This is a genomic window from Ligilactobacillus acidipiscis (genome assembly GCF_900116935.1).
Taxonomy (GTDB): Bacteria; Bacillota; Bacilli; order Lactobacillales; family Lactobacillaceae; genus Ligilactobacillus; species Ligilactobacillus acidipiscis.
This window is the reverse complement of the sequence record NZ_LT630287.1, coordinates 1,899,611-1,913,818: the sequence shown is the minus strand read 5'-3', so window position 1 is coordinate 1,913,818 and position 14,208 is coordinate 1,899,611. Positions and strand designations below refer to the sequence as shown.

Below are 14,208 nucleotides of genomic sequence, written 5' to 3'. Positions count from 1 at the left end.
TTGCTTTAAAAAACCTGACTATATAAGGGGGACTTGAAATGAATGAATCATATACTCCTAGTGCTAAAAGAGTTTTAGAACTCGCACAAGTCAATGCAAATGGCTTTAGGCATCAGGCCATCGGTACGGAACACTTGTTGCTGGCCCTCGTTTCTGAAGAACAGGGGATCGCCCATAAAGTTCTGGCACAATTCGTGATCACGCCCACTGATATCAAGGAAGAAATTGAACGCTTGACAGGTTATGGCACTTTGAAAAGACAAGCACCAGACAATTACTTGCCATATTCACCTAAAGCAAAGAAAATCTTGACTCGTGCCGTTGCTCAAGCAGAATTGTTAAATTCCGAAAAGATCGGGACAGAGCATATTTTATTGGCTTTACTTGAAGATGACGATATTTTGTCATCACGGATCTTGGATAGCTTAAATATCGACATTAAGCGGATCAGACAAACAGTTTTCAGACAGTTGGGGATCAGCCAGACTCAAGTTCGCAGAAATGCGAAGAAAAAAGACAAGGTCGAAGGAACACCTACCTTGGATGGTTTGGCTCGTAACCTAAATGAAATGGCTGAAAATGGTCAGATCGATCCTGTTATCGGCCGACAAAAAGAGGTCACCCGTGTGATCCAGATTTTAAGCCGACGGACTAAAAATAACCCAGTTTTACTGGGGGAGCCAGGTGTTGGTAAAACGGCTATTGCTGAAGGCTTTGCCCAAGAAATCATTAATGATAATGTGCCGGTAGAGCTTACCAACAAACGGGTCATGATGCTCGATATGGGCTCATTAGTTGCTGGAACTAAGTATCGTGGTGAGTTTGAAGATCGACTGAAAAAAATTTTGGATGAAGTTTACCATGACGGCAATGTCATCTTGTTTATCGATGAAATGCATACCTTGATCGGTGCCGGCGGTGCTGAAGGTGCGATCGATGCTTCTAATATCTTGAAACCTGCCTTAGCTCGTGGTGAAATGCAAGTCATTGGAGCCACGACTTTGGATGAATATCAGAAATATGTTGAATCAGACGCTGCTTTGGAGAGACGATTTGCAACGATCATTGTTGATGAACCAACTCCAGAAGAAACAGTTGATATTTTAAAAGGCTTGCGTCCGAAGTATGAAAAGCATCACCAGTTGAAATTATCTGATGAAGCTTTGCAGGCCGCAGTTAAGATGAGTGATCGCTATATTACTAACCATTTCTTGCCGGATAAAGCCATCGATTTGATGGATGAATCTGCTGCTCGAGTTCATATTGCAGCATCTGGCGGCCAACAAAAACTAGCTCGGGCCTCGCATAAGTTAAAAGATGCCAAGGCCGCTAAAGAACAAGCTTTAGTTGATGAAGAATTCGAGGATGCTGCAAAGTACCGTAAACAGGAATTAAAGTGGAAAGAAAAGCTGGCTAAGTTAGAGGCACAAGAAGAAGGACAAGACGGTCATTACACTAAGGAAGTTGGCGAGGAAGATGTTGCTAACGTTGTTTCTGAGTGGACCGGTGTCCCGGTTACTCAGTTAACTAAGAGTGAAAGTGATCGGTTAGTCAATCTGGAAAATATCTTGCACAAACGTGTCATCGGTCAAAATGAAGCAATTGCTGCTATTTCTAAGGCCATTAGGCGTGCTCGCAGCGGCTTAGGCGACCCGACTCGTCCGATCGGTTCGTTTATGTTCTTGGGGCCGACTGGTGTCGGTAAGACTGAATTGGCTAAGGCGTTGGCCGGGGCAATGTTTGGTGATGAAGACAATATGGTCCGGATCGATATGAGTGAATACATGGAGAAATATTCAACCAGTCGTCTGATTGGTGCTCCTCCGGGCTATGTTGGCTATGATGAGGGTGGACAGCTTTCTGAAAAGGTCAGAAATAAGCCGTATTCAGTTGTTTTACTCGATGAAGTTGAAAAAGCTCACCCTGATGTTTTCAACATCTTGCTGCAAGTTTTAGATGATGGTTTCTTAACAGATTCCAAGGGACGCAAGGTCGATTTTAGAAATACGATCATCATCATGACATCTAACTTAGGTGCCACTGATATCCGTGATAAAAAGGAAGTTGGTTTTGGTGCCAAGGCCACTACTGATGAATATCAGGCAATGTCTGATAAGATCAAGGGTCGTTTGAAACAATCTTTCAGACCGGAATTCTTGAACCGAATCGACGAGGTTGTTATTTTCCATTCCTTGGATAAACAACAATTGCATGAAATTGTCAAGTTGATGACCCATGACGTGATCGAACGGATCAAGGAGCAAAATATCAAGCTCAAGATCACACCAGCAGCCATTGACGTTGTTGCTAAGGCAGGATTTGATCCAGAGTATGGTGCGCGTCCAATCAGAAGAGCTGTTCAAAGTGAAATTGAAGACCGATTAAGTGAGTCTTTGCTAGAAGGCAAGATCACGCCGGGGTCAACTGTAACGATCGGTGCTCAAAAGGGCAAGATCTCTTTGAAGGTCAAAGAACAAGAAACAAAAGAACCTGTCACCCAAAGCAAATAGCTTTTGTTCCGGTGATTGACCCTTTGGATCTCAACAGCTTTTAGAGTATTTAGGCTTGACAAAGTTGAAATACTTGGTATAATTAACAATTGCAAAAACTGTGAATTTAGCTATCGGCTGTGATATATTGTCCATGGTTGATAGAGAAATAGCAAAAATAGTGATGTCCATTTTTAGCGACGATCTGTTTTTGCTTTTTTTTGCTTAAAATCACGAAATTTTTTGCATTAGTTGAATTTGTAAATAAAATGTAACATTAGTCTTTTCAGTTTAGTCAGATACTGAATTCACAGAAATATTTTGAGAGGTGAACAATTTGGCAGGACACTTGGTAAAATACGGCAAAAACCGTGTGCGTAGAAGTTATTCCCGCATTAAGGAAGTTCTTGATCTGCCTAACTTGGTCGAGATCCAAACTAATTCCTATAAATGGTTCTTAGATGAAGGTTTACGGGAAATGTTTGAAGACATTATGCCGATCGATGACTTCCAGGGTAAGCTTTCCATGGAATTTGTCGATTATCAACTTTTAGAACCAAAGTATACCGTTGATGAGGCACGTGAACATGATGCTAACTATTCTGCACCACTGCACGTTACTTTGCGTTTGATCAACCATGAAACAGATGAAATCAAATCACAAGACGTGTTCTTCGGTGATTTTCCTTTAATGACTAGGGAAGGAACATTTATTATCAATGGGGCAGAACGTGTTATCGTTTCACAATTAGTTCGTTCCCCTGGTGTGTATTTTAATTCTGAGCTGGATAAGAATGGCCGGACCAACTATGGGACTACAGTCATTCCTAACCGTGGTGCTTGGTTGGAATATGAAACAGACGCTAAGAATATCTCATATGTTCGGATCGACCGGACACGTAAGATCCCGATGACTGAACTGATCCGTGCTTTAGGTTATGGTTCTGACAGTGAGATCTTGGATATGATGGGCGAAACAGATAGTTTAATGTTCACCTTAGAAAAAGACGTGCATAAGAATCCTGAAGATTCTCGAGTTGAAGAATCACTGAAGGATATCTATGAACGGCTGCGTCCTGGTGAACCTAAGACGGCTGATTCTTCCAGAAGTTTGTTAACTGCACGTTTCTTTGATCCTAAACGTTATGACCTAGCTGCTGTTGGTCGTTATAAGATCAATAAAAAATTAGACTTGAAGACTCGTTTACTGAACTCAGTAGTTGCTGAAACCTTGGCTGACCCTGATACGGGTGAGATCATCGTCAACAAAGACGAAACGATCGATAAACGAGTAATGGACAAATTAGCACCTTACTTGAAACGCGATGACTTTAAGATGGTCACTTTCCAACCTTCTGATGATGGTGTAGTTCAAGAACCAATGAAATTGCAGATCATTAAGGTTTATTCGAAAAATGACCCAGAACGTGTCGTTAATATTATGGGTAATGGTAATGTTGATTTGAAATACAAGCATATTACTCCAGCCGACATCATCGCTTCCATGAACTACTTCTTCAACTTGCAAGAAGGCTACGGTTCAACTGATGATATCGATCACTTGGGTAACCGACGGATCCGTTCTGTTGGTGAATTATTGCAAAATCAGTTCCGGATCGGTTTATCCCGGATGGAACGTGTTGTTCGTGAAAGAATGTCGATCCAAGATACTTCCACAGTGACACCGCAACAATTGATCAATATTCGTCCAGTTGTGGCTTCGATCAAAGAATTCTTTGGTAGTTCACAGCTGTCACAGTTCATGGACCAGACTAACCCATTGGGTGAATTAACGCATAAGCGTCGTTTATCTGCCTTGGGACCTGGTGGTTTGACTCGTGATCGTGCCGGATATGAAGTTCGTGACGTTCACTATACTCACTATGGCCGGATGTGCCCGATCGAAACTCCTGAAGGTCCTAACATTGGACTGATCAACAGTTTGGCATCGTACGCCCGTGTTAATAAGTATGGTTTCGTTGAAACTCCGTACCGTCGTGTATCTTGGGATACGCATAAAGTTACCCAAAAGATCGACTACTTGGCTGCTGACGAAGAAGATCCATACGTAGTTGCTCAGGCTAACACTCCGTTGAACGATGATGGTTCATTTGTCAATGACATCGTTATGGCCCGTAAAGAAGAAGAAAACATGGAAATCAGCATCGATAAGGTCGATTACATGGATGTTTCTCCTAAGCAGGTTGTTGCAGTTGCTACGGCATGTATTCCTTTCTTGGAAAACGATGACTCTAACCGTGCTTTGATGGGTGCCAACATGCAGCGTCAGGCTGTGCCGTTGCTGCAGCCGCATTCTCCGTTAGTCGGAACTGGTATTGAATACAAGGCTGCTCATGATTCTGGTGATGCTTTGATCGCCGATCATGATGGGGTAGTTGAATATGTTGATGCTAAAGAGATCCGTGTTCGTCTAGAAGACGGTTCGCTCGACAAATATAAATTAATGAAATTCCGCCGTTCAAATGGTGGTAAAAACTATAACCAAACTCCGATCGTCCATGTTGGTGAAGAGGTCGAGGCAGATTCTGTCTTAGCCGATGGTCCTTCGATGGAACAAGGGGAATTAGCTTTGGGACAAAACCCATTGATTGCCTTTATGACTTGGGATGGCTATAACTTTGAAGATGCGATCGCTATTAGTGAACGCTTAGTTAAAGATGATGTTTACACTTCGATCCATATTGAAGAACATGAATCTGAAGCACGTGACACCAAACTGGGACCTGAAGAAATTACTCGTGAGATCCCGAACGTCGGTGAAGATGCTTTGAAAGATCTTGATGAATTTGGGATCGTCCGCATTGGTGCTGAAGTGCAAGACGGTGACATTTTGGTTGGTAAGGTTACTCCTAAGGGTGTGACTGAATTATCAGCTGAAGAACGTTTGCTGCATGCTATCTTCGGTGAAAAAGCCCGTGAAGTTCGTGATACTTCACTCCATGTTCCTCATGGTGGTGGCGGTATCGTTCAAGATGTCAAGATCTTTACTCGTCAAAACGGCGATGAACTCTCGCCTGGTGTTAACCAAATGGTCCGCGTTTATATCGCTCAGAAGCGTAAACTTCAAGTTGGTGATAAGATGGCCGGACGTCATGGTAACAAGGGTACTGTTTCCGTTGTTATCCCAGAAGAAGATATGCCATTCATGCCTGATGGAACACCGATCGACATTATGTTGTCGCCAATGGGTGTTCCTTCCCGGATGAATATTGGTCAGGTTTTGGACTTGCACTTGGGAATGGCTGCCCGTAAGTTAGGTATCCATGTTGCTTCACCTGTTTTTGATGGTGCAACTGACGATGACATTTGGGCTGCTTTGAAAGAAGCCGGCTTGCCTAACGATGGTAAGAGCATCTTGTACGATGGCCGGACAGGTGAACCGTTTGATAATCGGATCGCCGTTGGTGTTATGTACTACATGAAGTTAGCTCATATGGTCGACGATAAGATCCATGCTCGTTCAATTGGACCATATTCACTAGTTACGCAACAACCATTAGGTGGTAAAGCACAGTTTGGTGGGCAGCGTTTCGGTGAAATGGAAGTTTGGGCTTTGGAAGCTTACGGTGCTGCTTATACACTGCAAGAAATCTTGACCTACAAGTCTGATGACGTCACCGGACGTGTCCGGACTTATGAAGCCATCGTCAAAGGTGAACCGATCCCTCAACCAGGAGTACCGGAATCATTCCGCGTACTTGTTAAGGAATTACAAGCTCTGGGCTTAGACATGAAAGTGCTCGATAGCGACAAGCAAGAAATCGAATTACGTGAAATGGACGACGATGATGATGAAGTCGTCAACGTAGACGCTTTGAACAAGTATGCTAAAGAACAAGCTGATAAAAAGGCTGAAGAGGCACAAGAAAGTAAAGATTCAGAGACTGAACAAAAATCTTAAGAACAATAAATTCAACATTAAAAAAGGGAGGTCGGTCCTTTGATCGATGTCAACAAATTCGATAGTATGCAGATCGGTTTGGCTTCGTCTGATAAGATCAGAAGCTGGTCATATGGGGAAGTTAAAAAACCAGAAACTATCAACTATCGGACTCTGAAACCTGAAAAAGACGGTTTGTTTGATGAACGTATTTTTGGACCCACAAAAGACTGGGAATGTGCTTGTGGGAAATATAAGCGGATCCGTTATAAAGGGATCGTTTGTGATCGTTGCGGCGTCGAAGTTACTCGTTCTAAAGTACGACGTGAACGGATGGGCCACATCGAGCTTGCTGCTCCTGTAACTCACATTTGGTACTTTAAAGGGATCCCTAGCCGGATGGGTCTTGTCTTAGACATGAGCCCTCGTGCTTTGGAAGAAATTATCTATTTTGCTTCATACGTTGTAACAGAACCTGGTGACACTCCGCTTGAGAAAAAGCAGTTGATGACTGAACGTGAGTATCGTGAGAAACGTGAAGAATACGGTAATGGCTTTAAGGCTGACATGGGTGCCGAAGCAATTCGGACACTGTTAAAAGACGTTGACCTTGAAAAAGAATGTGCAGAGTTAAAAGATGAATTACGTGAGGCTACTGGTCAGAAACGTACTCGTGCTGTTCGTCGTTTGGATATCTTGGAAGCCTTCTTGAACTCTGGCAATGAACCAGAGTGGATGGTCATGGAAGCAATCCCGGTCATCCCGCCGGATCTGCGGCCAATGGTTCAGTTGGAAGGCGGACGTTTCGCCACATCCGATCTGAATGACCTTTATCGTCGTGTGATCAACCGAAACAATCGTTTGAAACGTTTGTTGGACTTAAATGCTCCTGGCATTATTGTTCAAAATGAAAAACGGATGTTGCAAGAAGCTGTCGATGCCTTGATCGATAATGGCCGTCGGGGTCGTCCGGTGGCTGGTCCTGGTAATCGTCCATTGAAGTCACTTTCACATATGCTGAAAGGTAAGCAAGGACGTTTCCGTCAGAACTTGTTAGGTAAGCGTGTCGATTATTCTGGTCGTTCCGTTATTGATGTTGGTCCTAAATTACGTTTGAATCAAATGGGTATTCCGCATGAAATGGCTTTGGAACTGTTCAAACCATTCATGATGAAAGAATTGGTCAAACGCGAAATGGCTTCAAACATCAAGAATGCTAAGCGTAAGATCGATCGTCGTGATGAAGATATCTGGGATGTTTTGGAAGATGTTATCAAAGAACATCCGGTTTTGTTGAACCGTGCCCCTACATTGCACCGTTTAGGTATCCAGGCTTTCGAACCAGTTTTGGTCGATGGTAAAGCGATGCGTTTGCATCCTTTAGCTTGTGAAGCCTACAATGCCGACTTTGACGGTGACCAGATGGCTATTCACGTTCCTTTGTCCGATGAAGCTCAGGCTGAAGCTCGTTTGTTAATGCTTGCTGCTCACCATATCTTGGCACCAAAAGATGGGAAACCTATCATTTCACCATCACAGGATATGACGATCGGTAACTATTACATTACGATCGAAGGATCCAAGCGTGAAGGCGAAGGGATGATCTTCAAGGATGTTAACGAAGTCAGGACTGCATATCAGAACAACTATGTTCATTTGCATACTCGGATCGGTTTACAGGCATCATCCTTGGCACAAAAAGGGACACCATTCACTGACTGGCAAAAAGAACGGATCTTAGTCACCAGTGTTGGTAAGGCGTTCTTTAACGAGATCTTACCTGCTGATTTCATTTACTTGAATGAACCAACTGAAGATAACTTGATCGATCAGACACCAGACAAGTATTTCTTAGAACCAGGTCAAGACATCCATGAATATTTGCGTGATGCAGAATTGGTCAAGCCTTTCAAATCTGGCTTCTTGTCAGATATCATTGCCCAAGTCTATCAAGACTACAAGGTAACTGAAACTTCTGAATTACTTGACCGGATGAAAGATCTTGGTTATGCAGAATCTACTAAGTCTGGTTTGACAGTCGGTGTTTCTGATGTGACTGACTTGAAAGAGAAACCTGCTATCATTGAAAAAGCCCATAAAGACGTGGCTACTGTTGGTAAACAGTTCCGTCGTGGTTTGATCACTGATGACGAACGTTATAACCGAGTTATCTCGATTTGGAACAAGGCTAAAGACGACATCCAAGAAAAGCTGGTTGCTAACATGGATCCGTCTAACCCTATCCAAATGATGAGTGATTCCGGTGCCCGTGGTAATATCTCTAACTTTACTCAGTTAGCTGGAATGCGTGGCTTGATGGCTTCTCCTTCTGGTAAAACAATGGAGTTGCCAGTTATTTCAAACTTCCGTGAAGGTCTTTCCGTTTTGGAAATGTTTATTTCTTCTCACGGTGCTCGTAAGGGTATGACTGATACGGCTTTGAAGACTGCTAACTCTGGTTACTTGACTCGTCGTTTAGTCGATGTTGCTCAGGACGTTATTATCCGTGAAGATGATTGCGGTACTGATCGCGGCTTAGATGTTACTGCTATCCGCGAAGGCAATGAAATGATCGAACCGTTATATGACCGGATCTTAGGCCGCTTTACTATGAAGACTGTTTATGATCCGCAAACGGGGGATGTTATCGTCCCTGGTGACACATTCATCAATGAAGAACTTGCACAAAAGATCATCGATGCAGGTGTTGAACTTGTTACGATCAGAACTGCTTTCACATGTAATACACGTCACGGTGTTTGTCGTAAATGTTACGGACGTAACTTAGCGACAGGAGATCCTGTTGAAGTCGGTGAAGCTGTTGGTACAGTTGCTGCTCAGTCTATCGGTGAGCCAGGTACTCAGTTGACTATGCGTACTTTCCATACCGGTGGTGTTGCCGGCGGTGATATTACTCAAGGTCTTCCTCGTGTGCAAGAATTGTTTGAAGCACGTAATCCTAAAGGTCGTGCTGTGATCACTGAAGTTACTGGTGTGATCGATTCGATCGAGGAAAATCCGGCTGACCGGACTAAAGAAGTTACAGTCAAGGGTGAAACAGATACAAGAACTTACAGTTTACCGTTTACTGCTGTTTTACGTGTTGCTGAAGGTGATCAGATCCACCGCGGTGACCCATTGACAGTTGGTTCGATCGATCCTAAGGAATTGATCAAAGTTCGTGATGTTTTGTCAACCGAAAACTATATCTTGGCTGAAGTTCAAAAAGTTTACCGTATGCAAGGTGTTGATATCTCCGATAAGCATATCGAAGTTATGACACGGCAGATGTTACAGAAGGTTCGTGTCATGGACCCAGGTGACACTGACTTATTGCCAGGAAACTTGATGGATATTAAGGACTTCTCTGCTCGTAACGTTAAAACACTGATCAATGGCGGTATCCCAGCCACTTCACGTCCTGTTTTACTTGGTATTACGAAAGCTGCTTTGGAAACAAATAGTTTCTTGTCAGCTGCTTCCTTCCAGGAAACAACACGTGTCTTGACTGATGCTGCTATCCGCGGTAAGAATGACCCATTGGTAGGTTTGAAGGAAAATGTTATCATTGGTAAGATCATTCCTGCTGGTACTGGTATGGCTAGATACCGTAACATTGAACCAGAAGAAAAAAGTAGTGTTTCCGACAGCGTTTATTCGATTTCAGATGTTGCTAAGAAATTAAACATCGAAGAAAATAATGAATTGCCATCGGATCATCAATAAAAGCTGAGTATGACTTGGCTAAAAAAGAGTTCTAGACTTTGGGCTAGAGCTCTTTTTTTTGGTTCTTTATCAAGTGGTACTGATGAAATGAATTATTAAAAATAATAAGCAATTGGTCTACTTGGTCAAGCTGCTTGTTCCTGAATGGAATGAGCAGCTTTTTTAAGGTGCGCCCGGCATGGGCAGTAACTAGGCGGTGTAAGTCCGCTGTGAGCCGTAGTGGCCGGTATCACGAGTCGAAGACAAGGGTGTCTATCGTGAGGTAGAATCTGAAGGAAGTCCTAGACGAAACATCGAATCGATGAACAAGAAGTGGCTAAAAGGCTGGAAACGGTGGGATGAGATTGCCTAACAAATCGAAGTCCCTGACCACTCGAAACCGTCACAGTAAAGCCAACGGTTTGATGCGAAAGCTACTGCTCTTACCCGGGGAGGTCTGTCATGGTAGTTCTCTCAAGCTGGAAGTTATTTCTGGCAGGAACAGGCTCAATAGTAATGTTGAGTTGTCCATGACAGAAGTCAGCCGAGGCCATAGTAGCCAGTAATGGTGAAGGGCTGAACAACAATAATTTTGATTCATCCTGGAGGTGGAAGCAATGCGACAATCGCAGAAAACAGAAAATAAAGCTGACTGCCTGCGAAGGGTAGCCCTGGAAGGGCGAGAGAAAACAGGAGCGCGTAGTATTGTTTCTGGTGAACAGAGAATTCAGAATGGCTTATTACGTGAGAAGATTTTAGACCGTAACAATTTAAATACGGCCTACCAACATGTCAAACGTAATAAAGGAGCTGGAGGAATCGACGGCATGACTGTTGAAGAACTCGGTCCTTACTTGAAAGAAAATAACACCAAGTTGGTGGAAGAGTTGCGCTCTGAAAGCTATCAGCCTCAGCCGGTCAGGCGAGTAGAAATCCCTAAGCCGGACGGCTCAAAGCGCAAGCTGGGAATCCCAACGGTCGCCGACCGTGTGGTTCAACAAGCCGTGGCACAACAGTTGATACCAATCTTTGAACAGGTATTTTCCGACAATAGTTATGGTTTTCGCCCACACCGCAGTGCACAAAGTGCTGTGAAAAAGGTGGTTGCTTATTATAATCAGGGTTATCACTACGTGGTCGACCTTGATTTAAAGTCATATTTTGACAATGTGAACCATGATTTACTAATTAAATTTGTTGAAAATTACATTAGTGAGCCATGGGTCTTGCATTTGATTCGTAAGTTCTTGACGAGTGGTGTGATGAATGGTCAACTTTTCGAAGAGTCCGTTAAAGGTACACCGCAAGGTGGCAATATTTCACCATTACTGGCAAATATTTATCTGAACGAGCTGGACAAAGAATTGACCAGAAGAGAACATAAATTTGTACGCTATGCGGATGACTGTAATATCTATGTTAAAAGTAAGCGTGCGGGTGAACGGGTTCTCAAAAGCATCACCCAGTTTTTAGAAAAGGAACTCAAAGTTGAAGTGAATGCAGAAAAGACGCAAGTCGGTTCTCCACTAAGACTGAAGTTTCTAGGTTTTTCTCTGGGTGTGGGACGCAATAGCGCCTACCCGCGTCCTCATCAAAAACCTAAACAGAGAATTAAACAGGAATTGACAAGAATCACCAAGAGAAGCCGAGGCGTCAGCCTTGATAGGATTCTGCATGAAATTAAGCAGAAAATGCAGGGCTGGATCCAATATTATTCCATTGGGAAGATGAAAACCTTTCTCCAACAACTAGACAAATGGTTGCGCTCGCGCATCCGCCAGTATATCTGGAAACAGTGGAAGAATATCGGAACCCGTTATAAAGCATTGATTAAACTAGGCTTGACACCCAAACAGGCGAAAATCTACGTCAATACTCGTAAGGGATACTGGCGCAACGCGCACAGTAAAACACTGTTGATGACCATAACTAATAAAAGACTGGCACAGCGTGGGCTAATAAATCTGTCCAAACTGTACCAGTCTATTCAAGCAAAAGCTTAAGTTGTTGAACCGCCGTATACGGTTCCGTACGTACGGTGGTGTGGGAGGTCGATAGTGTGAACTATCTCCTACCCGATCTTCAAATCAAGCCTAAAAAGGTTAAAATTACAAACCCAGCGGTTAAACAAGGAAGAAAAGCATGGGGAGTGTGTCGACCTTGCCGGTAAAAGTTTAGCAAAAATAAAGTGGTCGCAACTAACAGTATGTAACAACCAAGTTCGAAACCATAGATCAACATTAAAACTAACAGGCAAAAAGTATCAGCCTGTCCTAACTTATTCATTTTTTCAAAAGTAAAGCATAATAAGAAGAAAAGCAGCAATTGGAGCCAAGAAGCTGTGCATGAAAGATATATTTGAGGCAGGGCCTGCAATAATATTAGCAAACTGCCGAAATACAGCAGGCGACTAGAGACATGCATAGTATAATGATCTTCGAGAGCTAAAAGTAATAACCAGATCTGTAGGCAAGTTGCCAGCAAAAAAGCCTGACGAGTCAGACTGTGGTAACTGATGAAAATAAATAATGATCCGTAGATCAATTCAAGGACAAAACTTAGCAGAGGTATCTTGTGCCCGCAAAAAGCACAACGTCCCTTTTGCAAAAGCCATCCCAGTATGGGGACTAACTGCCACCACTTTAATTGCCGGCGACAGTGGTCGCAAAATGAGCGGGGCGTCAGTATTGAAATTTTGTTTTGATAGCGAAAAGCTGTGCAGACAGTAAAGGATGCCAGACTGGCACCGCAACAAAAAATTAAAAAGTTTAGCAATTTGATCACCTCATTAAAAGATACGCAAAAAACTGCAGAATTTGTTTGACAAGTAACAGAAAATGATGGTACCCTAGTAAAGGTGCTTTATGTGAACAGTTCTCTTGGTCTTGCCAAGATCGTGCTGGCTGTGAACAAGTTAGCGCAAGTATGACATTACGTCTGGCGACGTTTATTTTTATGAACAAAAATGAAACTCCTGGATGTGTGGACTTAAAATTATCGAAAACAAGGAAGGAGGAAGTTTTAGATGCCAACAATTAACCAGTTAATTCGTAAAGGTCGTAAATCTAATTCTTCAATGTCTGATTCCCCAGCTTTAAACTTTGGGTATAACAGTTATAGAAAAGTAACTACAAAAAATGCTGCTCCGCAAAAACGTGGTGTTGCTACTCGTGTCGGTACAATGACACCAAAGAAGCCTAACTCAGCTTTGCGTAAATATGCGCGTGTTCGTTTGTCTAACTTGATCGAAGTTACAGCTTACATTCCTGGTATCGGCCATAACTTGCAAGAACATAGTGTTGTTTTGGTTCGTGGCGGTCGTGTAAAGGATCTGCCTGGGGTTCGTTATCACGTTATCCGTGGTGCTTTGGATACTGCAGGTGTTGAAGGCCGGATGCAAAGCCGTTCTAAGTACGGTGCAAAGAAGCCTAAGAAATAAGCTGACTACTTAGTCGCTCAGTTACAATAAACATATTTTTCTAGAATTTGAGGAGGTTATCTACGATGCCAAGAAAAGGTGCCGTTGCAAAACGCGAAGTACTCCCAGATCCAATTTACAATTCTAAATTGGTGACACGTTTGATCAACCGTTTGATGGTTGACGGTAAACGTGGGACAGCTTCAAGAATTTTATATGATGCATTTGATATGATTAAATCTGAAACAGGAAATGAACCACTTGATGTTTTCGAAGAAGCAATGAAGAACATCATGCCAGTCTTGGAAGTTAAAGCTCGCCGTGTTGGTGGTTCTAACTATCAGGTCCCGATCGAAGTTCGTCCTGAAAGAAGATCAACACTTGGCTTACGTTGGCTTGTAAATTACTCACGTTTGCGTGGGGAACACACAATGTCAGAACGTTTAGCACGTGAGATCATGGATGCAGCTAACAATACCGGTGCATCTGTTAGGAAACGTGAAGACACACATAAAATGGCAGATGCTAACCGTGCATTTGCACATTATCGCTGGTAATTTTTTGAAAATGGCTGTTATATGATTTCAAGAAATCCTATAATGGCCGTTTTTTAGATTGTATAATAATGTTAGACACTTGCCAGGTGTCAGCCGACCTTACTTTGTCTGGGCCGGTTAACTAATGATTTTGGAAGG

General features: G+C 43.0%; 7 protein-coding genes. 6 read left to right on the top strand and 1 reads right to left on the bottom strand.

The genetic code is table 11. The features are described from left to right. Positions 1 to 38 precede the first annotated feature (38 nt). The 4 genes from BQ5903_RS08925 to ltrA all read left to right on the top strand — a co-directional run bounded on the left by BQ5903_RS08925 (position 39) and on the right by ltrA (position 12,098). Positions 39 to 2,510, top strand: coding sequence for an ATP-dependent Clp protease ATP-binding subunit (locus tag BQ5903_RS08925; RefSeq protein WP_010499359.1), 2,472 nt, complete (start codon positions 39 to 41; stop codon positions 2,508 to 2,510). Between the two features lie 307 nt (positions 2,511 to 2,817). After that, positions 2,818 to 6,411, top strand: coding sequence for a DNA-directed RNA polymerase subunit beta (gene rpoB, locus BQ5903_RS08920; RefSeq protein ID WP_148266373.1), 3,594 nt, complete (start codon positions 2,818 to 2,820; stop codon positions 6,409 to 6,411). 39 nt (positions 6,412 to 6,450) lie between these two features. Further along, positions 6,451 to 10,116, top strand: a complete 3,666-nt coding sequence (gene rpoC, locus BQ5903_RS08915) for a DNA-directed RNA polymerase subunit beta' (protein ID WP_010499362.1) — start codon at positions 6,451 to 6,453, stop codon at positions 10,114 to 10,116. A gap of 596 nt (positions 10,117 to 10,712) precedes the next feature. Further along, positions 10,713 to 12,098, top strand: a complete 1,386-nt coding sequence (ltrA, locus tag BQ5903_RS08910; RefSeq protein ID WP_079579372.1) for a group II intron reverse transcriptase/maturase — start codon at positions 10,713 to 10,715, stop codon at positions 12,096 to 12,098. 79 nt (positions 12,099 to 12,177) lie between these two features. Here ltrA and BQ5903_RS08905 read toward each other — a convergent pair whose 3' ends face one another. Then, positions 12,178 to 12,879, bottom strand: coding sequence for a prepilin peptidase (locus tag BQ5903_RS08905; protein ID WP_231920838.1), 702 nt, complete (start codon positions 12,877 to 12,879; stop codon positions 12,178 to 12,180). A 241-nt stretch (positions 12,880 to 13,120) separates the two neighbouring features. On the opposite strand from BQ5903_RS08905, the gene rpsL reads away from it, so the two are divergent. Next, positions 13,121 to 13,534, top strand: coding sequence for a 30S ribosomal protein S12 (gene rpsL / locus BQ5903_RS08900; RefSeq protein WP_010496682.1), 414 nt, complete (start codon positions 13,121 to 13,123; stop codon positions 13,532 to 13,534). A 65-nt stretch (positions 13,535 to 13,599) separates the two neighbouring features. Continuing rightward, complete coding sequence (gene rpsG / locus BQ5903_RS08895; RefSeq protein WP_010496685.1) at positions 13,600 to 14,070, top strand: 30S ribosomal protein S7; 471 nt, start codon at positions 13,600 to 13,602, stop codon at positions 14,068 to 14,070. Positions 14,071 to 14,208 lie beyond the last annotated feature (138 nt).